The organism is Lysinibacillus sp. UBA6686 (genome assembly GCF_002455205.1).
Lineage (GTDB): Bacteria > Bacillota > Bacilli > Bacillales_A > Planococcaceae > Lysinibacillus > Lysinibacillus pakistanensis.
Genome location: NZ_DKJS01000005.1, coordinates 20,404 through 44,506, shown reverse-complemented (window position 1 = coordinate 44,506; position 24,103 = coordinate 20,404). Strand labels below are relative to the sequence as shown.

Sequence of the window (24,103 nt, the reverse complement as noted above, 5' to 3'; positions counted from 1 at the left end):
GTTATTTGAATACGGGCTTACAACAAACTGGCCATTTCCCACATGAAGACTGATATCTTTTACAATGTCTACTCCCGATAACGTTACTGATATATGTTCTGCCGATAGATTCAATTTAGTTTCCCCCGAATCCATAACTTTTTTTGATTAACATGTACATAAAGACTGGTGCACCCAAAAGCGACGTAACAATTCCAAGTGGTAATTCTCCATTAAGAATTATTGTTCGTGCAAATACATCCGCCCATATCATGAATAATGAACCAAACAGAAGAGCAACAGGAACAAGTCGCTTATGATTGGACCCGACAACACTACGCACTATATGGGGAACAATAAGACCCACAAACCCGATAATTCCACAAGTTGAGACAAGCATGCCGGTGATAATTGATGAAATTATCATATACAATCGTCTATAATAATTTAGATTAATTCCTAACGTAACTGCTGTTTCCTCCCCCATCAGCATGGTATTAAGAACTCGAAATTGGAACAGAAAAAATAACCCTGCCGCAAGAACCACCGCTGTTACAAATGGAAGTGTTCCCCATTCTGCAGAGGCCAAGCTTCCCATTGTCCAGAAAGAAATGGAGCGAATACCCTCTGCGTTTTTAGCAAAGTAAATAATAAAGTTTGAAAATGCACTACATAACGCATTAATGACAGTTCCAGCTAGAATTAGTTTCACTGAGGAGGTTTTACCGCCGATGCTAGCCAAACCCAAAACAAGAACTGCTGCGCATAAAGCTCCGATAAATGCCCATGTCGCAACGCTAAGCTCTCCTAAGATGCCTCCTACTCCAAACCCAAGCATAATGGAGAACGTTGCACCCAAAGAAGCGCCAGAAGATATTCCTAGTATAAATGGGTCAGCCAATGGATTTTGAACTGATGCCTGCATGATAGTTCCACATAGCGCTAAACCTGCGCCCGTTACCATAGCCAGTAACACTCGTGGAAAGCGAATTTGCCATATCACATCTAGAAATATGCCATCTGCATCTTCGATAACGTGACTAATATGTAATCCTGTGATATGCTCCACTAAAATCCAAAAAGATTGATTATAGGGAATGGATACTTGTCCAATAGAAACCGAAACAACGACGGATATAGCAAGTACAATGAGTAGTATCACTATTAATGTTGAGGACAGGTAACGTTTATCTATCCATCTTTCCATACTTCTTTGTGAGGTTATCATGTCTATTCTCCTTTAAACAGTTCAGGATGAATATATTGGGCAACATCCTTATACAAATCTGTAAGCCCAAGACTTCCACGAACAGCTGTCGTATATTCGACAACCTTTACATTTCCATTTTTAATTGCCGTCGCATTTTTCAGCTTTGGATTGTTCAAGTATTGCTTAATCAACGCTTCACTATCTGATTTTTGAAATCCAGTAATGATAATTTTATCGGGATTTACAGATAGAATTGATTCCTCAGACATCTCTACATATGTTTCCTTAGACACTTGAATATACTCTCCTCCTGCACCTTCAATCATTTCATCAATGAGACAAAGTGTTGGACCATAATAATAAATCGTTTCTCCACTAGTTCCTAGCAACAGAACTTTAGGCTTGTCCTTTGCAAGCACAGCTTTCGTCTGAATATCGTTGATCTGTTCTTTTTGCTTGTCTACAAAAGCCTCTGTCTTATCTTGGATGTTCAGTACATTTCCTAGATTCGTAATATCTTCAAAAAAGCTGTCGATGGTGCGACCAGTAGTATAGTTGATTCCAGTAAGTACTGGTATGCCCCTCTTGTTCCAAAAAGAAATATCCCCAATCCGTTCTTTTTGGAAGGCAGAGGACATCGAGATAATCAAATCCGGCTGCAACTCCAAAATAGCCTCTTTTGAAGGCCACATATCCGTAATAATAGGAAGTTTTTTAATTTGTTCTTCATATTCTGAAAAGGATTTGTCCAAATAAGCTAGTCCAACGATACGTTTTTCTTCTCCAAAAGCAAGCATCCACTCTGCAAAACCTTGCCCAATGACCACAATGCGTTTCGGTTCTTTTTCAATCGTTTGTTGTACTTCCTTCCCTGTATCGTCATAAACCGTTAAAGTCAACGGGTAATGGCTTTTTCCAATCGAATTACTTTGAGTTGCTTCGGTAAGACTCTGACTCGGCTTTTTATTTTCAACTGTCCTTTGCGAGCAAGCAGATAACAATAACAAGCAAAGCATGACAATCATAAACATCGAGACGTATTTTTTCATAAACATATATTCTCCTCCTAATTTTAGACAATTTGATTTCTATTTGTTTTGTCGGTTAAATAAGAAAACAAGACAAACATAAGCAGACAAAGAGAGTCCTCCACATAGCATTAAAGAGGCGGAAAATGCGCTTACATAGTTGGATATGGTCGCATTTGTCAAGGAATGTCCTAAAGCAACAGTGAATACAATACTACTCAATGCTACTCCTAATGAATTCGCCAAATACATTACTGTATTAAATAAGCCTGAACCTGTCCCTGCTTCTTCCGCTGGAATGGTATTTAACACAACTCTAGTAAGTGGTGTTGTAACTAGACCGAGTCCCAGCCCGTACACTAGTAGAGTCAAACTATATGGCAGATGCAACAGATGTGTAGCATCAATATGCAATAATAAAATAAGTAAACAACAACAACCTGCCGTAATTAACGCGCCAATTTTCATCACAACCATTCCCCATCTGTCCACCACTCGGGATGAAATTAGTGAAGTTAGGAAAAAACCGACACCTAGTGGTAGAAAAACAAAACTGGTCGCTTGGGCATCAAAATGTAAGCCAAACTGCAAATAATATGTCAAGATGAAAAAGAGGGAGAACATGCTAAGATAAATAAAAACAACTGAAAGCAATCCCACTCCAAATAAACGTTGTTTAAAAATCATCAAATTGATAAGTGGTCCATCATCTTGTTTTTGCTTATGAACCTCCACTACAATAAATGCAAGCAGGAGCACTAACGATAAAATCAAACATCCCCATATCCAAAGTGACCATCCCTGTTTCTGTCCCTCTGATAACGGATAAACTAGCAGAAACAATCCGCTAATAAGGAAGGCTGTACCAGTCCAATCAATTCTCTGTGCGCGGTTGCCATGAGATTCCTGGATCAGAGGTAAACATAGCAGGACAAGAATACCGAAGGGAACATTGAAAAAAAATACAGTTCTCCACCCTAAGGAAAATACATTCCAATTAACCAGAATGCCTCCCAATGTAAGTCCAAATGCAAATCCGAACCCTAGTAAAGCACCGTAAATACTGAAGACAAGACCTTTTTCACGCGATAGAAAATTTATCTGCATCATGGAAAGCACTTGGGGTTGTATTAATGCTGCTGCAATTCCTTGCACAATCCGAATGACAATTAGGATTGTCGAACTGGATGTAAAACCTCCCAACATAGACATGAGCGTGAATCCGCTCACCCCAATAAGCAGATGCCGCTTCCTGCCATAAATGTCACCAAGTTTTCCACTTATAACTAATGTGACGGCTAAACTGAACGAAAAACAGGTCATAATTAGTTGAGCATCTGTAAAACTTGCGTTTAAACTACTTTGTATTAATGGCAACGCGACCTGAATCATATAGGTATTCAAAGAATTTAGCAGTATCGGAAGAAGAATGACCGCCAGCGCATACCATCGTCGCGGATCAATCTGTTGCTCCAACTTTTCGCCTGTTGTCGCCATAGTACCTCCTCCTCCTCCATTACATAATTTACAATAAGTTACAATACTATTTATAAAAATCTATCTATATGATATAAAGCTTCTAACCTCCGTTTGTTAAATCACTCCTCTGTCCATTTCCTAATCCGACATATAGCTTAATCGGAATTTTAATTGATAATTATTATCAACAAAATTAATTATCAATGATGTCTTCTTTTTTCTCTACCTGTTGCGGGAGATTCTCCTTTTATAGAAGGAGCAAAAATTTAAGAAAACAACAAAACCTGACAGGAGATAGAATGAATAATTAACTATTTTTATCAAAAAACAAACAACAAAAAAACGATTGCATGTTTGGCAATCGCTCCTTACTATCAATATACTAAATAGGCATTTTCTATCTTTATATTGAGTTCATTTAACCGTTCTAAATTTCTTTTACTTTAATTACAAAACTATCAAATGCTTCTTCCGCCTCAACACGACGTTGTACTTTACAAATTTCAGGGTATGTAGGACAAAGTCTTAACAACTTCTCTTTTTTGATTTTAATAGGTAAATCACCATCAACCTTTACATCCCAAAATCCTCGTTTATTCTTATATGCAACGGCTCGAAATTCACTTTGCTCATCTCTTTTAAAATAGATATGCCAATGACGTCCAGGTAAATGATCCTCAATTTCCTTCGCATAATCACTATAAGATGTTTTTATAAAAACAAGTTCCATCTCTTCTGTTACAAGATTAGCAGGAATGGGTGCCTGACTTGGTAAATCTTCATTATCATATAGAGCACCCGCTAACAAATATGCTAAAGCCTTCTTTGCTTTTTGAATAGCTTCCTCTTTCGTTGAGCCTGAGCTTAAGCAAACCTCCCACCCATAATCCGGAAGTAATGTTGGAAAATGAACTCCGAAACTTTCTTCCTCTAGTCTTATAAATGCTGGATAAACCACATTTTCAAATGCCATATCAGCTTTACCTCCCATACATATTGATAAAAATTCAAATGTAAACTTGTTTACTTAAACTGCTTTGCACTTGAATTTTGTGCGGCTGTACTTCCAAATCTAAATTAATTTCCGTTTCCCATTCAGTTGTCCAAGAAACTAAAAACACCCTCCTATTGGTAATCCAAGCATTTCCTGCACCTCTATATATAAATTTGAACGCATTCTTTAATTCTCTCTCCCTCTATTACTACATCAAAATAATTATTAACCGTAGACTTAGAATAAAATATGATTACATCCCCATAATGAATGAATAAATAGAAAAAGCGTGTTTTGAAATTGATCAAACACGCTTTTATTTCAATTAATCATCCCGATTGTAAAATGTAAAATTTAGACCTGTATAACCTCATCGTAAAAATTGGTTAAGATTAACATAAAGTTACTGCTGTATAATCTGAATAAGGTTGCCACATGTATCGTCAAAGACAGCTATTGTGATTTCCCCCATTTTTGTCGGTTTCATAGTAAACTTTACGCCTTTTTCAACTAATCGTTCGTACTCCTTGTCAATATCTGCAACACCAAACATGGTTACTGGAATACCATCTGCAAATAGCTTCTCTTGATACTCTTTCGCAGCAGGGTGCTCATTAGGTTCAAGTAAAAGCTCGATACTTCCTTCCTCATCAGGAGAAACAATCGTTATCCATCTGTATGCTCCACTGGGAACGTCATGCTTTTTTACAAAGCCTAATGTTTTTGTATAAAATTCTAGTGCCTTATCTTGATCTTGGACGAATATACTAGTTATAATAATTTTCAACATGTTTTGTCCTCCTTACTATTTACGCTATATGGTTCACTTCTAACAATCTGGCTCCAAATTGCAAAACTCATACATCATCATTAGTGATAATGTTAATTTAACCATTCTTCCAGTAAACTTCTTAGTGGTTCTTTGTTAAATGTGAGTACTCTATGTTTTCCCTTTCGTTTCGAAATTACAAGCCCTGCATCCCCCAATGTATTAAGATGTTTAGTTATCGCCTGTCGTGAAATGACAAGGTTAGGTTTCATAACGAGTTGTGTCGTAAGTTCATATAGCGTTAGCTCATTGCGTTCGGAAAGTTCATCTAATATAATCCGCCAAGTATCTTTATCCCAATCCATAGTTCAATTTTAGGCAACCTCACAGTTACTCTAATCACTACGTTTGTATTGCAAAGCTTTACGCTCAGAAATAAATAATCCTACTAAAGTAAGTATGATTCCAGTCGTAGCGAATCCTGTAATTCTTTCATTCAGTACAAGTACCGAAGTAATAACGGTTATTACGGGAACCATATAGATATAAACACTAGTTTTTATTGCACCCAATATTTTTACTGCAGAATTCCACGTTACAAAACAAATTGCAGATGCTCCCACCCCTAAAAATAGGATATTCAATAGATTAGTTGGTTGCATTAGTTGATTTATATTTGGTTTATATCCAACGATAAATAATGTAGGTATCATAAAAATTAACCCATAGAAAAAAATTCTTCGTGTTGTTTGAATCGTATTATACTGAAACTCGCTAATTTTCTTGGTCAGTATAGAATAGATAGCCCATACTGCCGCAGCTAAAACAGCTAGTAGATCTCCCAACGGATTTAGTTTTAAGTTGCTACTTCCATTATAGCTAATAAAGAAAATACCAACTAGTGCAACTACAAAACCAATCAAAAACTGGTATCTTAATTTCTCACCATTCAAAAATAAATGTGCAAGGAAGGCAGTAAAAAACGGTGCTATTGAAATAATGACACCTACATTGGATGCAAAGGTATAAGTTAGTGCTATATTTTCGAGTAAATAATATAATGTAACACCACATAACCCTGCTCCTGCAAAATATAGCTCCTGTTTTTTTTCTTTCACACTAAACCAGTGAGGATAAACAAGGAGTAGAACAAGGAAACCAATGATAAATCTCAAAAATAAGATTTCAATAGGTGAAACTGCATCTAATAAGATCTTAGTTGATATGAAGGTTGTACCCCAAATAAAAATAGTGATTACTGCTAAAAAATGTCCGTTAATCTTTTTTTCTGTATCCATATAAATCCTTTCTATGATCAGTTCCGTACATCCTTAAAAATATTCATATACTGTTTTGGTGTAAGCCCTATAAACTTCTTGAAAAAGTTAGAAAAATGGCTTTGATCAGTAAATCCTGTCTTAAATGCCACGTCTATTGGTAATACTCCTTGCTCTAGCATTTTTTTCGCCTTATCTATTCTTATAGTTTCTAAATAACTGTATGGAGAGATGCCCATTTGCTTGGTAAAAGATCGAAGCAAATAGTATTTACTCAATCCTGTTAGATTACATAGGTCCTCTAGTATAATATTTTCCATGTAATGTTTTTCTAAAAATTCACAGATTGCTGTTATTTTTGTGCTTTGCGCTGTAGTACTTGTTGATATCCCCTGCTCCGTATATTCTTCCATTAGCTGCTCTAAAAGAAAATAAAAAACTTCCTCTTTTCTAAAGCAAGCTTCTTCCTGGATAAGCATCTGATGTAGATCCTGAAGTACAGCTACCCATTCATTATGAAAAAGTACTGGGGGAGTAAAATATGGTAGTAGCTCTTCTCCTGTAATAGCAAAGACAGCCCTTCTCATCACTTCAGGTTGGATATTTATACAACGATAATCCAATGTTTTACCATCAATTTGCTCGCAAGCATGATTGTCACGGGGATTAAATAACAACAAATCTCCCGGTTCAATGATATATTCCTTAGATTTGCAGGATAAAAGTCGTCTACCACTTTCTATAAACCCAATCACATAATATTCATGAAAATGATTAGGGAATTTTTGCATAATTCCCTTGAAGTGATAGGCTTCAATCTTTAATTGGGCATCATATTTTACTATTCTCATTTCCTGCTTCATACATTTTGCCTGCCTCCCTTCTTGATTACCTGCTGCCCAGTATAGCAAAAGTAGAAATCACATTCTTGTATGATATTGCCCTTTACTTAATCAAAAATTCTTGGTGACCTTTCTTGTTCGATTTATATAATTAAAGCGCGCTGAATCGTCATCAGTTGTTTATCTAAAGAATATGGATTTTCAAATGCAAAACGATAGGGTTACAAAAAGAAAATGCTTTAAGGAAGGGATGGTTGATTGAGTAACAGAATTGATTTTACGTGAAGAAAAGTATTGGAATAGATAACAAACGTCAACTTTCGAAGTAAAAAGCATGAATGAAGGATTTATAGCATGGGATAATGACAAAGTAACTTTATATAAAGGAGTATATTACGTTTCGAGAAATTCAGATTAAATAAGTAACCGAAAACTAAGATTACTCTCTATTAGGCATTAGTCTGGCAGGTACTACGTTATTCAGTGCCAGACTTTGTAGTGTGCATAGGTATTATGAAATACAGAATACTAGTCCTTTGCCTTCGGATATGGTTTCAGCAAAGAACTTGCGAATATCTTTAAAATAAATGTATAGATAGTCAAAAAACTGTTCTGCTTCTCCATCTTTCTCTTCACCGTCGCTGTAGAGAGGATAGATATCCTCCTCAAGCATCTTATTATAGTTGTATTTAGCTAGAAGCTCATCTCGTGTCATCGCCTCAATGGCTTGATAAGCTTCACAAATTTGTCGGTGAGTTAAATAAAAGGCACCAATATCTCCAAATTCCAAGTAGTTAGCCTGATCCATTGGAACGACATAACCAAGCGGTGGCTCGCCATCGCAAATATCATCGCAGAGTACGTAATAAAGTGCCTGCCATGATTTATCAATATCAAGATTTTCTCTGTTATAGGGGTCCATGTCCTCTAGCATTTTGGTTCTGGCCGCAAGCTGCTGGATTTCTTCTTCTTGCAAAGCAATGTAATAGCCGATCATCCCCATTTTTCAACACCTCCACATACGTGCTATCGCTTTATAATGTGAATATCGGAAATTTTTAAGTATTTTTTATAAAAACTCCTACTATATTTCTTAGTAAATTAGGGTTATAAAAATACAAATATTCTAATTTGCTTTTTAAGGTCTTAGCTAGAATTAAGATTATCGGAACACATTCATAATCATTTTATTGACAAAAATACAAGTAATAGACAATCTTACAGCGCATTCTTTAGCACACGCTCAAGTGTCTGTTGTTCTAAAGATTGTCTGAAAATGCTTAACAACAATTGCAATAACATGTGAAAAAGACACCACTAGTATAACTTGAGGAGAGAAATCTAGATAGAGCCATCGATACTATTCTTAAAAATGTTATTTACATACCTACATAAATTATTATACATATTCACTTCGAAATCTTTCTGCCCCCGTATAAACTTTTCCTTTAGATTGTAATAGCAAATTTGAAGATATTCATTGTCATGATGATTTTTAAAAGGTTTAACATGCTTAACTGACTCTAAATGTTCAAAGTATTTATTCATTTTTTCATATGACCTAATTTGATAACCACGGTTTTTCATTTCTTTAATTACTTTTTCTGTATAAACATACAAATCAATTTTAGAATATTCATAAATATAATTAATTAATATATGTTTATCCTCTTTGGCAAATATACTATTTAATTCTCTCCACTGTGAAAGTAGCTGTCCTTTTGGTAGATACTTTAATAAATCCACATGCCATAATCTCATTTTTTATTACTCCTTTTAATACGGTTCTATATATTACATAGAATTGAAACCCTAAATTTATATTAGATTTAAAATGTTAGCTTAATTTTTGTGTTAACTCTTACTTGTCAACTTTCATTTAGCTCATAAAATAAGCACAAACGCCGACAATACATACTGTTATGACCAAAATACAAAAAAACTTCTTGGTAAATGACCAGCTCACACCTGGACCATCCCACCACAATTTAAAATAAAATATTAAACCAAGAAAAACAGTAAAAATAGAAGTGTACAATGCGGTCTCTATATTACTCCACTGATCCATATCTCTACTTTAATCCTCCCCTATCTGTAATCAAGTGACTTAGAACAACGCTATCCCTATAAAAAACTTCTCTACTATATATTCATTTAGGGTTAGTCGTCTTATATAACAGAATATTGACTGTAGTTTAATTGCTAACTGAGTTGTTTATACTGGGACAAGCTCTATTGTTTAATATGTTTCAAGATCCTTTACGTTATAACTTTAATAGAAGCGTTACTTGATTGTCTCATTTTTGATTCTTTAATTAGGTGTCAAACTACCTTACAAATTAATTGAGTAAATCCCACCATTTTTTAGGAATGCTGCCCCTTTTGATGTTTAACAAACTGCCTATTGTCCATGGCTAACTAACTTTTTCATCTTTACTTTCTATATAAATCCAGTTTCTTTAACATTACAAGTTCAAAGTTAAAATTAAGTTAAAAATTTCAAAAAACTTTATTTTCTAAAAAATTGCTATGTACATGAACAGCCATATCAAAATCACTAGAAATCCCCTTCTATGTAACAGAATTAATAAAAAATTAGCATTTCCACTATAATACACTAAATCAACTTAAGACATAACTTTGTATCATCTGTTCAAATATAGGTTCATTCATTGCCATTTTTACTTTGTTTGTCATAATTCCCTGCATAGGATATTACAAATATCACATTAGTGCTAAATAGAATGCTACTGTACTTAATAGAATATGGTTTGAAATGAATATGAATGCAGTGCCTTGCGAGCATCAAAAGCAAGCCCAGACTTAAAATAAATGAGTATCTGGGCTTTGTGTATAGAGTTGAGGAATCAAGAATGACGGTAGAACATCATTATTTACAGAATTCTCTACTAAAATAGCAACTAAATAAACCAATTCTAAAATTTAATTTACCTCAACTTGCCCCATCATTCCATTTTCTTCATGTTCAAGGATATGACAGTGGAACATGTAAATCCCTTTATCATTAAACTTTACTGCTAGTTTAACTGTTTGACCAGCTTCGATTGAAACTGTATCCTTCCAGCCCTGTAGGTTTGCAGGAGGTTCTTTTCCATTCATTGAAACTATTTTAAATTGTGTACCATGGATGTGGAAAGGATGCGTCATGCCACCCATCATATCTGGTTTATTGTATATTTCCCATACTTCAGTATCACCTTGTTTTTGAGTGAAATCAATACGGTTCATATCATATTTTTTATCATTTATTGTTACCATTTTTCCCATTCCGAAAAGTTTAAGTTTTTTTGTTACTGGTAAGTTTCTCTCAGTATCTGTAACGGTATAATCATTTAAACTTTTGGGAGTTTCAATTGAATTCTTCTTTTGTTTATCAACTATAAATGGTAATAAAATTATATCTTCTTCATTTACTAAAGCGATATCACTTTTAGCATCAAATTTTGAAAAGTCAACAATAATTTCTGCTCTCTCACCCGGTGTTAATGAAATTTCACTCATAGAAATTGGTTTATTTAAAAAACCACCATCTGTAGCTATTTGTTGAAACTTATTTCCTGTATTTAATTTAAATGTATAATTTCTTGCATTCGATCCGTTCAATAAACGAAGTCTCACTTTTTCTTTTCCTACTGTAAGTTTTGGATTTAATGTACCATTAATTAATAATGTGTCTCCAATAGTACCATCTTCATTAAGAACTGATTGGTAGTCAAATTGTTTTTCCTCAGTAAACTGTCTATCTTGAAATATTAAAGGAAAATCATTTTCTCCGTATTCATTTGGTAGTCCAAGTTTTTTTGACTTCTCATCTTCAATATAGATTAAACCAGCTAACCCTTTGTACACTTGCTCAGCTGTAGCCCCCTCTGGATGTGGATGAAACCATAATGTAGATGCTTCCTGACTTACTGTAAATTTCACATCTTTTGATGTACCTGGTTCCAGTATTTGATGTGGACCACCATCACCTTCACCTGGAATCTCTACGCCATGCCAGTGGAATGTAGTTTGTTCGAATAAATCATTTTTAGTTCTTAATGTTACGGTTTCTCCTTCTTTCAAACGGATAATAGGTCCTAAGAACGAACCATTATATCCATATGTCTCAGTTTCAATACCTTTAAAGATTTCCATCGTTCCTTGTTGTGCAGTAATATTAACGACTCCATTCTTAGGTTCAACTAGTGTGGGTAGCGCTATTTCATTTTCTCCGGTGGAATTATTTAACGATAGTGGATTTGTATGATTCGCATGGCTGTTCTCCATATCTGCCATTTCCCTCTGAGGCATATTGGAATGATCCATCCCCTCCATGTTCGATATTTCTTTCTGCCCCATACTGGAATGATCCATAGTTTTACCTTCATTAGAACCTGAATTACTTGCATTACATCCTCCAATAACAACAGTTCCAAGTAGTAATGAAGTAATTAAAATTTTTGAATTCATTATGTTTCCTCCTTTATTTTTCATTACAATGGAACTGTAACAAAAAAATATGGAGAATCTATGGATATTAAAATTCATCTTATGATAATATATACCTCAATTGAAAGAATACTAAGTGCTTCTATTTGCTATCTCTTTTCTTCTAACTCTCCCAATCCACATCAATATAAGAACGAAGGCTACTAAAATTACAATTTTCCATTTTAGATTGACTTGCATAAAACCAAAGACTGCGCCAGCTTCCATAATAAGTGAAGGTATTTTTCCTAGAGTACTAGCGATTGCAAATAAACTAATCGAGACTTTGGAAAAAGCACTGCCTAATGTTATAGCACCAGAAGGAATAAAAGGAAGAATTCTCAAACATAAAATCATCCAAAAAGCCTTACTTCCTTCAAGTTGCTTTAGTTTTACCATTACTGGGTGTTGGAAATCCTTTAATCTCCATATTTTCAGACCCTTTCTATATAAAACAAAGCTAATGACTGCACCTAATCCCTCACCTATAATTGAAACAATTAACCCCTGATAAAACCCAAAAAACGCAAGGTTAGCTGCTGTAATAAAAACACTCGGTAATATACCAATAATACTAATAACAATATTAACAAATAAGCTAATCAATATTGCAAAAAAACCTGCATGTTCAAATATTTGAAGGGTAGTTTCTTTCATAATTCATCCCATTCTTTAATTTTAAATCCTGTCCTTTCCACCTATCAGCACCCTTTCCTCGAATGGTTAGTCTGGCTAAGTAGAGAGTTTTATGTTTAACTTCGAATAATCCAACAAACTTATTAATTATTGATTACTCAAAAATATTTGGTAACCGTTTAGGAATGTAAAATGAAACGATTGTGCCATGATTTAATTGGCTTTCAATTTGAATTCCTCTTCCGAAAATTCGTTGAAGACGATGGTTTGTATTGGCTATGCCGATACCATGCTGATGTTTATTAGTCCTTAAAAGAATTTCCTCAATCTGACTAGCTGTCATACCAACCCCATTATCCTCTACAGAAACAACATGATAATTCTCATGATTTTTTACGGAAATAACAACGATTCCACCTTCTGTTTTTTTGAGAATGCCATGATTCAGAGAATTTTCTACAATGGTTTGAACAGAAAGAGGTGGTATAAGTATCCCCTTTAGTTCATCTAAATCCCAAGAAACTTCGAGTCGGTCGCCAAATCTTTCACTTTCTATAAACAAATAGGAACGAACAAGATCGAATTCTTCTTCTATGGGGATTAAGTTTTTTATGTTGTCTGAACTAAAACTCTTTTGTAAATAATTACCGAATTCAATCAATAAATCAGTCATTCGAGAAGGATTTATTTCACCTAAAGAAGAGATTGTATTTAACGTGTTAAACAGAAAATGTGGCTTTATCTGCGCTTGCAAATATGCAGCTTCTAGACGTAATTGCTCTTTAATTGCTTGATTTTGTGCAAGCAGCGATTGAACACGTGCTTTTAGTTCAAGGGCATTTGTTGGCTTTGAAACATAATCATTTGCACCTGCAAGAAATCCCGTGTAAACATCTATTGGTTGGGTTCTTGCAGTCAGCAGCAAGACAGGAAGCTCTACAATTGTAAAGCGCTTGCGGATTTCCTTACACAATTCATAGCCTGACATTTTTGGCATCATAACATCGGAAATAATCATATCCCAATTTCCAGCGTCAATCATTTTCAGTGCCTCTGCTCCACTCGTGACAGTATAGATATGATATAGTTCTCCCAGTACACTACTAATAACTTTTAAGTTAATCGGATCATCATCAACAATAAGTATATTGCTACTTAGCACTGCCCTTTGTTCATCATCAATTAATGGTTTTGATGTGATATCAAAAGATTTTTTAGGTAGTGGATAGATATTAGCTGCTGTTGCTGAAACCTCCTTTTCAATTGATACATTTGAATCGATTGCTAATGGAATCGTGAAAGACAAGGTTGTCCCTTTGTCTTCTTCTGATTGTACTGCAATTGTCCCCCCATGAAGTTCGATTAACTGTTTGGCTATATTTAGACCAAGTCCTACTCCCATTGCAGTAGTCTTTTCAAAACGCTCATAACGAAGGAAAATGCGTTTTATTTCGTCCTCACTCATTCCTATGCCAGTATCGCTAATCAATATAGTTGCTACCTTATCATCATGAATGGCATTGATCGTAATACTTCCTTCATGCGTAAATTTGACAGCATTATGAAGTAAATTAAAAAGAATTTGGACAAGTCTGCTCTCATCCGCATAAACTGGTGGAAAAAATGCTGAAATTTCTGAAATGATATCCAATTTTTTTGTATTTTTTATAAATTGAATCATATCAATAACCGCAGATGTCACACTATATAAGTTGAGTGTTTTTTGATTTAGCTGAATTTGTCCTTCTTCTAGTTGATTTATATCTAATAAATCATTCAAAGTAAATGCCATTCGATTGCCAATTTGTAATAGCAATTCAAGATTTTCTTTACTTTTCTTTGTTAATTGCGATGACTCCCTTTCAAGAAGCGATTGTGTAATGTTTAGTATACCGTGCAATGGATTGCGTAGCTCGTGAGATGTATTCGCTAGAAATATATCTTTCTGAACATCCAACTTTACTAGTTTTTCATATTGCTCATTATTTAATCGAATAACATTAATATGTCGCCTTATCAGTAGTAGGGCAATAACAATTATTGAAATGAAATAATCGAATGGATAATAAGGTATATTAATTACAAGAGTTTTAATGGCAGTTCCCCATATACTATTTGATATAAAGCAAATCAAATAAAAAAGTATAAAAATTCCATCAATATTTCCTTTTACAATAGCTGAAATAGTAGGCACAATAAGCTGGGTGGCAATAAAAATTCCGTAAAAAATTACAATCAATTTCATAGGTGTATAGTGCAAAGCTGATGTTATCAATATTGTCAGAGCTATGGGGATGAATAGTACGTATAATACATTTGATAGTGTAGACTTAATTTTATAGAGTTCATTAATAAATGTTAATGTTAAGAGTAGTAATCCAATCAGTAACACTATCAGTAATTTAATGTAAAGCGCATTCTTTATTGGGAGATTTAACAGAACATTATCGTCTATTAAAATAATAAATCCATTAAGAATGAGTAAAAAACTAAAATAGAGTAATTCCTTTTCATATTGCCCTCTCCCAAGGAAGAAAATCGATAACGCATAGAAACCGTGTAGAAAAAAAATTACACTAACTAGCAATTGCAATGATTCGGAGAAGGTGGCTCCCTTTGTAATTGCAGAATGAAGCCCAAAATAGACCGAATCTTTCAAACCTCCCGAATTAAAACTATCATAATTGGAAATTTGAATAATTAAGTCAATTTCTTTTGCCTCAGAGGAAAATATGGCCGTCATGGGTCCCTGTTTTTTTATTTGCTCTAATGGGTATTTATTAGCAAGGTTTTCACTATTCACCAATTTTCCGTTCACATAAATACTTGCATACGACTCAAATCCTTCTAATTTAATTCCATATATCGTTTCATCCTGATCGGGAAGCAAAATTTTAAGCCTGTAGGAGGCATTACCTATAGAGGACCCCTCAAGCGCCTCCATTTGTTCTTTCCAATTACCAGGAACTTGTATGTACTGTGGTTCGATATTTGTGCTAGAATCGTCAATTATAAACTTTGAAGGATAAAATAGCCATTCCCCATTTAAAAAAATAACCTTATCTTCCTTTAACGTTATATGACGTAAATCAACAACTCCCCTTTCTGCAGTTTGATTTGTAGGTGCATTAAAATAAAGAAACCACCCAAAGCGCATTGATAGTAAGATAAAAATAAAACTAATAATTATCAGTAATTTTTTTGATTTCGTAACTTTATTTATCAAAATTATTTACCTCTTTTTACCTTCCAGTAAATTTCGTGATAATTACTTCTCTTTAAGCCTTAGCTCTTTTAGTGTCAGTATTTATAATGAATAATTCTTACTACTCTTACTATTTTCATCCTCTTACTCAATTTAACTATTTTTGATCTGCTTGTCACTATCAACTTTCTATACAGCCCTCTATTAAACAATGCCTTCAGTTCTGACTCTTCTCACACTCTATTAAATGAGTAACCGCAAACTTTACTTGTAGGAAATAAAAGTAATTATTATCAAACTCTGATTTGTTATTTTACCCTTCATCTTATTTATCTTCTAATAAAAAGCACCCTTAAGCCTATATTTTATGCCGATAAGCGAAAAAATCCATTTTGAAAAATTTGATCAAAATGGATTCGTCCTTTGTTTTAGTATTGTTCAATTATAAAAAAGTTCAATCGATTTCGCTAAGACAAGTTTCTATAGAATTTTTCATATAATGAATGAGTGCTGTCACCTCGGAATCCCTTGCTTCCCACTTATCAACAATTTCTCCACGATAAGCTTTTCTAGCTAAATCGAGTAAAGTCGAATATTCTTTGGGTAACCGAGGTAAAGCCCATTTTGCAGCCATATCTTTTGAAGAAATTTCACCGATAGACACCGTCTGCCACATTCGAGCTAGGGTTAAAATTACATTACGTTCATCACCTATGATACCCTCTACCAACCCTGGTAAAGATTCCTTAATCGCTCTTCGAATATCTATCATCGGAACGGGATCAAGTATATCTGAAGCATTAGGACCAAATAGAGAAATACTATTCATCCTCACTTGTGCTAAAACAATTGCCAAATCAGGATCATAGGTTGGTTCCTGGATTTGTCCTTTTTCAAACTCACTTCTGAGCCACTCCCCATAAATAAATTCATTTTTGGGTGGGTATCGCCAAGGTACAAGATCGCTATGATTTACCACCGTGACTTCAAGTGGTCTGATAGAGTCTGTGTTTNNCCAGATATCAGCATTAATTTGTCCGTTAGTTTTTTTCGAGTCCCCTCAGATAAACAATGTTTCACGACCACTAGGACATCTACATCACTGTTAATGCGTAAACCACCATTTACCACAGAACCAAATAAAAATACTCCGACTATAGATTTTCCAAGCAATTTCTCTACGATTTTTAGTGCTTGTATGGCTTGCTTTGGTATTTCTTTATTACTCAAATCACTCACCAACTACAAAATCCCCCTCTAAATTAAGCTGACATAATATACGTTTATGCTGGTTTATTGGGATTCAATTCAATTTTCTTAAACATAATCCTACTTAATTGGGCAATTCATCAGCAAGTTTACTATTTCTTCGTATTTCTCTCCATCCAAACTAGAGTCATCAGTGTTTATAAAAGCTATTAAACCTACGTTGTTTGAATTTACATACATAGATGTATCTACTCCAGGATCACTGCCAGTATGTCCCCAGACCTTTTCGCCACTATAACTCCAGAATAATCCTATATTTTCATCAGTTTCTTTGCATTCTGGAGGAACATTCGTGTCGTTAAATTGTTTTTGTAGCATTAAATCAATGCTTTTCGCTGTAATAAATGTATCTTGTCTTTTCATAATAGCTTGCAAGTATTTCGATAGATCATTAACCGTTGTCATAACCCCGCCATCAGGATACGTAATTAACTCATAAGCAGGCATTGGTTCAAGGGTGGCACCCATAGATTCTGTATGATTGGTAAAATCAATCCTCAGTTTAGAATAATTTAAAGCTATGTTTGCTAGTTTGAACTCGCTCCTGTTCCAACCGCTGTTGTTCATAGATAGCTTTTCAAATATATTTTTCCTCACATAATCGGCATATGTCATTTTGCTTCTTGCTTCGATGCAGTACCCTGCAAGTGCAGACCCGATATTACTGTAAGAAAAGCTTGTTCCTGGTTTATTGTTTGAGAAATTGTCCCTTGAATACCATTTACCCTCAGGATTCAGATAGCTATATAAGAAATCTTTCAAGGTCATATTCTTTGCGCCATAAGCACTGTATGAATAGATATATTTAGTTTCGTCGTCCTCAATTCCGGATGTATGTGAAGCAAGATTTTTTAAAGTAATTTTCCCATTTGGAAAATATGGGTTTACTACTTTGAAAGGAAGTATGTCATTGATATCTTCATCCAGGCTAAGCAAGCCATCTTCCTGAGCTTTTGCCAATGATCCTCCAATAAAGGTTTTACTTATAGAAGCAATATTAGTAACTGTGTCCAATGTGTAAGGAATTTTCTTTTCAAGATTGGCATATCCGATTTCTTTCTTGTACAATACTTTATCTTTGGTAAAAACAAGTACAGCTACACCTGGAACTTTAAGCGAATCAAAAAGTGATGTCAGTTGTTTGTCGAATTGCTGCACTTCTTTACATGTTTTTTCGTTTTCAGTTGAATTCATAGCATATTCAGGCAGTTGAGACATACGAAAAACCTCCGTTTATTATTGTTATTTGCTTTCTTTAAAATAAGTTTCCATCTTTCACTTGTGCAAGACTGCTAATAATTAATATGTATACGTAACTAAAAAGACGAAATTAAGCATTTTTCGCATTTTACAAGCTCTTCACTATGCTCGACTTCCTCTATTATGTTAAAAATGCTTAAATAAGAAAGTACAAAATTGAAATTAGCTTTGTTTCCTAATTAATCGACTAAAAAAAGAAATTCATTAATTTCAACTCAAGTAATTAAAAAAGTGGTTTTGCTTTATCTTTTTTTTTATGCAAAACAAAGACTGAACCTAATAATTGGATTCAGCCTTAATTTTTCTAGACAGTCTTTTGTAAAATATTGCTACATTAGTGAATAACATATTAATCTTTTATAATAATCTTAATAGTCTTCATTTATCTTTGTTGCTCATCGATAATATTGACTTTTATCTTTTTCTTTAACTGATATTCTTAGCTTCCAAAGCTCTTTAGCTAGCTGAAAAACTTCCTCATCCTCACCTTTTTCAATTGCTATTTTCCTTGCTTTTAATAGTGCATTTGCTGCTGGTGATAAATCTGGACAATCTACAACCCATTTTTTAAAATCTTCTTTAAATGGATCGATATCATTCCAAAAATAATTATGTTTTATAAATGCAGCACTAATGGCATTTCTATTTAGCTCTTGTTTATATCGAAAAATTTCTTTCTTATCGTTGCCTAGCAAAACTAACTGTTTTTCATCTAACAATACAAGTGAGATATCTTCCTTATTTAATAGAATTTCATCATCTCTAAGTTTTAAAATTACTTTCTCATCATCTATAATCATTTCTAAGCTCTCATGAAAAGATAATAAAGTCAATGCAAATCCCACAATCAAACCAAGGGCCATCGTGATAAAACCAACCCAAGCTCCATTAAAGGATGCAATTAAGTTTAAAGGTCCCTGAAAGAAAGGCACCCACGGCAAAGTGCTTGCCCATTTTGAAATACTAGGAAGAAACCAACCTAGCACTAACCCGATGATAGGGAAACCGAGCCACAAGATAACTTTATCTGTTTTAGAAAAATTTAATATTGTATGACTATTGTTCATTATTTCACCTTTCCTACTTAACGATAGGTAAATAATAACATCCAACTAAGATTATTGTCAAAATCCTAAATTCGAAATCCCCGAAAATTTACCTTTCAAAGTTATTATGATGATCCTCCACTCCAATTAATTTTTCTGTCGTAATATTAGAAGCAATTGAAATAGATTTATAATCCAAGTTAACTTACAATAAATAGTATCCTTAAAAAGTGTATAGTATTTTAACGTATTAAACAGTTAGGTTTGCACTTCATCTAGTAATGTATTACTGTATTATTCTAAAAAATTCTAATATTAAGACTTTTATCAATATCTTAATGAAATAGATTCTTGCTTATTAAAACGGAGGTTACATATTGTGAAACTTGAAAGACTATTATCCATCATTATTCTACTGCTAAACCGACGTATGGTACAGGCTAAGGAGTTGGCAGAGCGATTTGAGGTATCTGTACGAACGATATATCGAGATATTGACGCAATTAATGCGGCCGGCATCCCAATCGTCACCTATCAAGGAACAAACGGTGGTATTGGTTTGTCAGAAGGTTATCGTTTAGATCGAAATATACTAACAAATGACGAGCTTGCTACTATCGTTACTGCCCTACGCAGTATCTCCACTTCATATAGCAAAGAGCAACACCAACGACTAGTAGAAAAAATAAATAGTGTCGTACTACCAGAACATGAAGAAGAATTTCAACATAAGACAAATCGTGTACTTATAGATTACTCTCCTTGGGGTGGTAGTAAACATCTCCGTGCGAAATTAATTTTGTTAGACGAAGCATTAGATAGCTGTGTATTAGTTAACTTCACCTATTCCAATGCAGAAGGTGAAGTTTCCCAGCGAAATGTAGAGCCTCATATGCTCATTCTCAAAGGAAGGCAATGGTATCTGCAAGCTTATTGTTTAGAAAAAGAAGAGTTCCGCCTTTTTAAACTAAAAAGAATGAAAGGGCTTAGAATAGATCATGAAAAAACCTTCATTCGTCGAAATCCCTCTAATCAGGAGCATAACGAAGGTAAGAATAAATTAAAGCCATCAACACCAGAAGTTGTCTTTCGTTTCCAAGATAAGGCTCGTCATTTAGCTGAAGAATGGTTTGGCATTGAAGAACTTTTGCCAGTTGAGGATGGAAGTTGGCTAGTAAAAAAGGCATATCCAGAAAATGAATGGCTCTATAGTTTCATTCTTAGCCTAGGACATCATGTAGAGGTGCTTGAGCCTCAACATTTACGGAAAATCATTACTAGTCGTGCGGAAAAAATAGCAAAAGTTTATAAAAATGACAAAGCAACTTGACAGGCAGTTGTCAGGTTTACTGTTTTATACTGGTTTCATTCTATAATAAGGAGAATGATTAAGGATGAAACAAAACAAAGAAAAGAATTTGACAGAATGGAAACATGAAACGTCTGAAGACAAAATTACTTTAAAACGAATTGAACCTACCCGAATTGAGGAATTACCCTCCTTCACGTTAGCTGGAATTAGTGCCGTTACAACAAATGAAACCGAACTAAGCAAAGATGGCAAAATTGGTAAGTTATTTGAACAGTTCCATTCGCAAAATATTGGTAACAAGCTAGGTGTTACTATACAAGAAGATGGTCATTATAGCTGTTACTTCAACTATGAACAGGGAGATGCAGGACTTTATGAAATAATGGTCAGCGTTAAAGTTCAGGAAACATCACAGCTTCAAAATTTAGATAGGTTAAATGCATTTACGGTACCTGCTGCAAAATATGCTGTATTTGTCACTGAACGTGGACCAATTATTGAGATGGTCCAGCGTACTTGGTCTGATATTTGGCAATGGTCCCAGCAGCCAGGTAATAACCGAGCATTTACAGGGGATTTTGAATATTATAGCAAGGATATTAATCCAGAGGATGGACAAGCGGAAATTTATATTTCGATAAAATAGCTTTTATATAACAACAGTCAACCTGAATAGAATATCTAAAAATATTTGTTGACTAGTTGTTATTAAAAAAAGGGAATGAATAATATGAGTACAATTGAAAACACTAAGATGGGGATAGTATTCAAACAGTATCCTGAACACATTCAATCTAAACTTTTGATTCTTCGCCAGTTAATTATGGATACTGCAAAAGAGATTGAAAACCTTAATCATGTGGAAGAAACGATAAAATGGGGAGAGCCTAGCTATATTACAAAAAAAGGTAGTACAATTAGAATCGGCTGGAAACAGTCAAGACCAGATCAATACGCCATGTATGTTAACTGTAATACAAAGTTAATTGATACGTTTAAAGAGGTTTATAAAGAGTTATTCAATTATGAAGGTAGCCGAGCGATTGTATTTGCTGTGAATGATGAAATTCCAATAAATGAATTAAAACAGTGCATTGCATTGGCACTCACTTATCATACTCGAAAACATCTACCAATGCTCGGGATATAATAAATTAGAGTGAGCTGTAAATAAGCTCACTCTCTATTTGATCTTGCCTTATTTTAATAGCAAATTTTCATCAGATATTTCAGTTCCTAGTGGACAATGAATGATGGTTCCTTAGTTCTTTCTAGGAATCCCCTCCATTATTAGAATCAATTACCACTCTCTGCCTCGGTTGGTTTTCCAGTCATACGGCAAAATCTCTTTCAATAAAACAACAGTGTCATTTTCAACCTCTACAGCGGCTTCTAAGTTTTCTTTTGAAAGCTGACTGATTAGCTCACGACACCGTCCACATGGCGGAACAGCATTTCCTTCCGAGTCTACTGCTACAAAAGCTTTTATTTGATATTCGCCATTTTTCAACATGTCAGCAACTGCTGCATGCTCTGCACAAAAACCCATGGAACAAGCTGTATCTATGCTAATCCCTGTATAGATATTCCCATTTATGGTTTCAATGGCTGCACCAACACTTCCGTATTGAATAAAATCATTTAATTCTGTAGGTGAAGTAACTGCAGTTGCAATCTTTTTTAATTCTTTAAAATTCATAAGTATCAACCTCCTTTTCTAGAAATGTGAAATCGATTGGATAAAAAGAGGCTATAGTCAAAATCGACAGTCAGTGCCGATTGAAGTAATGTTATTTTGTGTACACCCATTTTACTAGATTAATTTTGTTTTTCCACCGTACAATTTTTATATTTTCTTTACTTGTTTCTCAAAGTATTCATTTTGCAGAATTCCCATATGAATGATGTCATGCCATTCCCCATCTCTAAATAGACTTTGTCTACTGTTTCCTTCCTGTTGAAAACCAATCTTATTGTACAAATGTATAGCTCTATCATTAAATGAAAATACTTTTAGGTAAACTCGATGAAGATTCATTTCATAAAAAGCATAATGCAACAGTAATCTCAAGCTCTCTGAACCAAATCCTTTTCCCCAATACTTCTTTTCTCCGATGTCAATTATACATTCAGCATTTCTATTTTTATAATCAATGTTGATTAATGACACAATGCCAATTGGTATTTCATTTCCTTTTGTAAGTATAATATAGCTTTTGGCAGTATGAGATCCTAATATAACATGATCTACAAATTCTTTCGTCTCATCTATTGGGTAAACATCTAAAGATGGGTTAGTGGAATGCATAACTTCCACATCATTTCTCCATTGGTGATATAGTTCTGTATCTTCCTTTGTCATTTTTCTTAGTCTCACTCTTGATGATTCAAACAACATAAAGTTCACTCCTTATTGTAAGTGGATTTTGGATTAATTAATTTTTCTAAAGAGAAAAGTAAGACGGATAACTGATCCTTTACTTTTGTTTGTTCATATCCTAGCTGAAACGTGTCCAACATTAAACCGTTTATAAATGAGAGGATATACCTTGCAATAGAATGGGTAGATTGTTGAGGGCTAAATTCCCCCTTACGCATGCCTTCATTTAATACTTCTTCTATTACTTCATTAATACGATGGTAGCGTTCAGAAATGTAAGGGAAATTATCTTTATTATGTGTGTATTTATACGATAAAAAGAATTCTGCCTTTGCATAGACCAATGTTTGATCAATTGCCTCAATATAAATTTGCTGTTCTTCAATCCATTTTTTTAACTGGGGCCACAGTGGGCCTTCCTCAGATGGTACAAAATATTGAATATCTTTTTCGTCATCATATTTTAAAACTTCAATAAATACGTGATTAATATTATTGAAATAACTATACAATGCGCCTCTGGATATTCCAGCTTTGTCCATTATATCCTGCATAGATGCGTGGACAAAACCTTTCTCGATAAACACCTTCTTAGCTGCCTCTATCAGTTCTCTCTCTCTTTCTTTTTTATATTCTTCACTAACCTTTGGTGCCATAAGCCACCTCCTTAATGAATGAAAAAATGCACACAACAAACTGTACACTATTGTCGTTTATATTTCAGATTATACCGACACTAGTGTATAGTTTCAACCTTTATATTAAGAACTTGGGGAAAGGTCATAATAAATTCGCATTTTTCTGTAAAAGAATGTGGTTTGTATTTGGGCGGGGATTTTGATTTCATCCGCAGTACTTTTAGCTATAAAAGGACAACTTCACTTAAAGGCAAAGTTGTCCTAATTTGTGTTGAATACGAAAAGCAT

21 protein-coding genes and 1 pseudogene are annotated in these 24,103 nt (G+C 34.2%); 3 read left to right on the top strand and 19 right to left on the bottom strand.

The annotated features are described in order from the left end of the window. Positions 1-115 precede the first annotated feature (115 nt). The 16 genes and pseudogenes from B2R82_RS01275 to B2R82_RS01200 all read right to left on the bottom strand — a co-directional run bounded on the left by B2R82_RS01275 (position 116) and on the right by B2R82_RS01200 (position 19,551). Positions 116-1,207: a FecCD family ABC transporter permease gene (locus B2R82_RS01275; RefSeq protein WP_286923147.1), complete on the bottom strand. Its 1,092-nt coding sequence runs from the start codon at positions 1,205-1,207 to the stop codon at positions 116-118. A 2-nt stretch (positions 1,208-1,209) separates the two neighbouring features. Next, on the bottom strand, positions 1,210-2,244 hold the full coding sequence (locus tag B2R82_RS01270) for an ABC transporter substrate-binding protein (RefSeq protein WP_286923146.1): 1,035 nt from the start codon (positions 2,242-2,244) through the stop codon (positions 1,210-1,212). A 33-nt stretch (positions 2,245-2,277) separates the two neighbouring features. After that, positions 2,278-3,714, bottom strand: coding sequence for an MFS transporter (locus B2R82_RS01265; protein WP_286923145.1), 1,437 nt, complete (start codon positions 3,712-3,714; stop codon positions 2,278-2,280). Between the two features lie 409 nt (positions 3,715-4,123). After that, entirely contained in the window at positions 4,124-4,669 is a 546-nt protein-coding gene (locus B2R82_RS01260) for a type II toxin-antitoxin system HicB family antitoxin (protein ID WP_286923144.1), read from the bottom strand. A 424-nt stretch (positions 4,670-5,093) separates the two neighbouring features. Continuing rightward, positions 5,094-5,477 carry a VOC family protein gene (locus B2R82_RS01255; protein ID WP_286923149.1) on the bottom strand — a complete coding sequence of 128 codons (384 nt, stop codon included), beginning with the start codon at positions 5,475-5,477 and terminating at the stop codon, positions 5,094-5,096. A gap of 95 nt (positions 5,478-5,572) precedes the next feature. Continuing rightward, the gene (locus B2R82_RS01250; RefSeq protein WP_286923143.1) at positions 5,573-5,824 is read right to left on the bottom strand and encodes an ArsR/SmtB family transcription factor; all 252 of its coding nucleotides are present in this window, start codon (positions 5,822-5,824) and stop codon (positions 5,573-5,575) included. Positions 5,825-5,854: 30 nt separating this feature from the next. Next, entirely contained in the window at positions 5,855-6,757 is a 903-nt protein-coding gene (locus tag B2R82_RS01245; protein ID WP_286923142.1) for a DMT family transporter, read from the bottom strand. A 17-nt stretch (positions 6,758-6,774) separates the two neighbouring features. After that, positions 6,775-7,599 (bottom strand): AraC family transcriptional regulator, encoded by an 825-nt coding sequence (locus B2R82_RS01240; RefSeq protein ID WP_286923141.1) that lies wholly within the window; start codon positions 7,597-7,599, stop codon positions 6,775-6,777. Positions 7,600-8,089: 490 nt separating this feature from the next. Then, positions 8,090-8,581 (bottom strand): YfbM family protein, encoded by a 492-nt coding sequence (locus tag B2R82_RS01235; RefSeq protein ID WP_286923140.1) that lies wholly within the window; start codon positions 8,579-8,581, stop codon positions 8,090-8,092. Between the two features lie 338 nt (positions 8,582-8,919). After that, on the bottom strand, positions 8,920-9,339 hold the full coding sequence (locus B2R82_RS01230; RefSeq protein ID WP_286923139.1) for a pyrimidine dimer DNA glycosylase/endonuclease V: 420 nt from the start codon (positions 9,337-9,339) through the stop codon (positions 8,920-8,922). Between the two features lie 1,182 nt (positions 9,340-10,521). Then, positions 10,522-12,051, bottom strand: a complete 1,530-nt coding sequence (locus tag B2R82_RS01225; RefSeq protein WP_286923138.1) for a multicopper oxidase family protein — start codon at positions 12,049-12,051, stop codon at positions 10,522-10,524. Positions 12,052-12,162: 111 nt separating this feature from the next. Beyond that, positions 12,163-12,726 (bottom strand): TVP38/TMEM64 family protein, encoded by a 564-nt coding sequence (locus B2R82_RS01220; RefSeq protein ID WP_286923137.1) that lies wholly within the window; start codon positions 12,724-12,726, stop codon positions 12,163-12,165. Between the two features lie 133 nt (positions 12,727-12,859). Next, positions 12,860-15,931 (bottom strand): hybrid sensor histidine kinase/response regulator, encoded by a 3,072-nt coding sequence (locus tag B2R82_RS01215; RefSeq protein ID WP_286923136.1) that lies wholly within the window; start codon positions 15,929-15,931, stop codon positions 12,860-12,862. Between the two features lie 433 nt (positions 15,932-16,364). Continuing rightward, a pseudogene (ant(9), locus tag B2R82_RS01210) lies at positions 16,365-17,149 on the bottom strand (aminoglycoside nucleotidyltransferase ANT(9)). 90 nt (positions 17,150-17,239) lie between these two features. Continuing rightward, the gene (locus B2R82_RS01205) at positions 17,240-18,397 is read right to left on the bottom strand and encodes a serine hydrolase domain-containing protein (protein WP_286923135.1); all 1,158 of its coding nucleotides are present in this window, start codon (positions 18,395-18,397) and stop codon (positions 17,240-17,242) included. Between the two features lie 437 nt (positions 18,398-18,834). Then, entirely contained in the window at positions 18,835-19,551 is a 717-nt protein-coding gene (locus B2R82_RS01200) for a YqeB family protein (protein ID WP_286923134.1), read from the bottom strand. 313 nt (positions 19,552-19,864) lie between these two features. On the opposite strand from B2R82_RS01200, the gene B2R82_RS01195 reads away from it, so the two are divergent. The 3 genes from B2R82_RS01195 to B2R82_RS01185 all read left to right on the top strand — a co-directional run bounded on the left by B2R82_RS01195 (position 19,865) and on the right by B2R82_RS01185 (position 21,947). Then, a complete protein-coding gene (locus tag B2R82_RS01195; protein ID WP_286923133.1) occupies positions 19,865-20,815 on the top strand; it encodes a helix-turn-helix transcriptional regulator in 951 nt (316 codons plus the stop codon). A 64-nt stretch (positions 20,816-20,879) separates the two neighbouring features. Beyond that, the gene (locus B2R82_RS01190) at positions 20,880-21,443 is read left to right on the top strand and encodes a GyrI-like domain-containing protein (RefSeq protein WP_286923132.1); all 564 of its coding nucleotides are present in this window, start codon (positions 20,880-20,882) and stop codon (positions 21,441-21,443) included. 84 nt (positions 21,444-21,527) lie between these two features. Then, a complete protein-coding gene (locus B2R82_RS01185; RefSeq protein ID WP_286923131.1) occupies positions 21,528-21,947 on the top strand; it encodes a DUF1801 domain-containing protein in 420 nt (139 codons plus the stop codon). 150 nt (positions 21,948-22,097) lie between these two features. Here the strand turns inward: B2R82_RS01185 and B2R82_RS01180 are convergent, their stop codons facing one another. The 3 genes from B2R82_RS01180 to B2R82_RS01170 all read right to left on the bottom strand — a co-directional run bounded on the left by B2R82_RS01180 (position 22,098) and on the right by B2R82_RS01170 (position 23,833). After that, positions 22,098-22,496 (bottom strand): cytidine deaminase family protein, encoded by a 399-nt coding sequence (locus B2R82_RS01180; RefSeq protein WP_286923130.1) that lies wholly within the window; start codon positions 22,494-22,496, stop codon positions 22,098-22,100. A 147-nt stretch (positions 22,497-22,643) separates the two neighbouring features. Further along, positions 22,644-23,195, bottom strand: coding sequence for a GNAT family N-acetyltransferase (locus B2R82_RS01175; RefSeq protein WP_286923129.1), 552 nt, complete (start codon positions 23,193-23,195; stop codon positions 22,644-22,646). Between the two features lie 5 nt (positions 23,196-23,200). After that, positions 23,201-23,833 (bottom strand): TetR family transcriptional regulator, encoded by a 633-nt coding sequence (locus tag B2R82_RS01170; protein ID WP_286923128.1) that lies wholly within the window; start codon positions 23,831-23,833, stop codon positions 23,201-23,203. Positions 23,834-24,103: the final 270 nt, after the last annotated feature.

Bases quoted from the DNA above. Each gene is read 5' to 3' on its own strand.
- B2R82_RS01275 (WP_286923147.1), bottom strand. From the start codon at position 1,207: ATGATAACCTCACAAAGAAGTATGGAAAGATGGATAGATAAACGTTAC.
- B2R82_RS01270 (WP_286923146.1), bottom strand. From the start codon at position 2,244: ATGTTTATGAAAAAATACGTCTCGATGTTTATGATTGTCATGCTTTGC.
- B2R82_RS01265 (WP_286923145.1), bottom strand. From the start codon at position 3,714: ATGGCGACAACAGGCGAAAAGTTGGAGCAACAGATTGATCCGCGACGA.
- B2R82_RS01260 (WP_286923144.1), bottom strand. From the start codon at position 4,669: ATGGCATTTGAAAATGTGGTTTATCCAGCATTTATAAGACTAGAGGAA.
- B2R82_RS01250 (WP_286923143.1), bottom strand. From the start codon at position 5,824: ATGGATTGGGATAAAGATACTTGGCGGATTATATTAGATGAACTTTCC.
- B2R82_RS01245 (WP_286923142.1), bottom strand. From the start codon at position 6,757: ATGGATACAGAAAAAAAGATTAACGGACATTTTTTAGCAGTAATCACT.
- B2R82_RS01240 (WP_286923141.1), bottom strand. From the start codon at position 7,599: ATGAAGCAGGAAATGAGAATAGTAAAATATGATGCCCAATTAAAGATT.
- B2R82_RS01235 (WP_286923140.1), bottom strand. From the start codon at position 8,581: ATGGGGATGATCGGCTATTACATTGCTTTGCAAGAAGAAGAAATCCAG.
- B2R82_RS01230 (WP_286923139.1), bottom strand. From the start codon at position 9,339: ATGAGATTATGGCATGTGGATTTATTAAAGTATCTACCAAAAGGACAG.
- B2R82_RS01225 (WP_286923138.1), bottom strand. From the start codon at position 12,051: ATGAATTCAAAAATTTTAATTACTTCATTACTACTTGGAACTGTTGTT.
- B2R82_RS01220 (WP_286923137.1), bottom strand. From the start codon at position 12,726: ATGAAAGAAACTACCCTTCAAATATTTGAACATGCAGGTTTTTTTGCA.
- B2R82_RS01205 (WP_286923135.1), bottom strand. From the start codon at position 18,397: ATGTCTCAACTGCCTGAATATGCTATGAATTCAACTGAAAACGAAAAA.
- B2R82_RS01190 (WP_286923132.1), top strand. From the start codon at position 20,880: ATGAAACAAAACAAAGAAAAGAATTTGACAGAATGGAAACATGAAACG.
- B2R82_RS01185 (WP_286923131.1), top strand. From the start codon at position 21,528: ATGAGTACAATTGAAAACACTAAGATGGGGATAGTATTCAAACAGTAT.
- B2R82_RS01180 (WP_286923130.1), bottom strand. From the start codon at position 22,496: ATGAATTTTAAAGAATTAAAAAAGATTGCAACTGCAGTTACTTCACCT.
- B2R82_RS01175 (WP_286923129.1), bottom strand. From the start codon at position 23,195: ATGTTGTTTGAATCATCAAGAGTGAGACTAAGAAAAATGACAAAGGAA.
- B2R82_RS01170 (WP_286923128.1), bottom strand. From the start codon at position 23,833: ATGGCACCAAAGGTTAGTGAAGAATATAAAAAAGAAAGAGAGAGAGAA.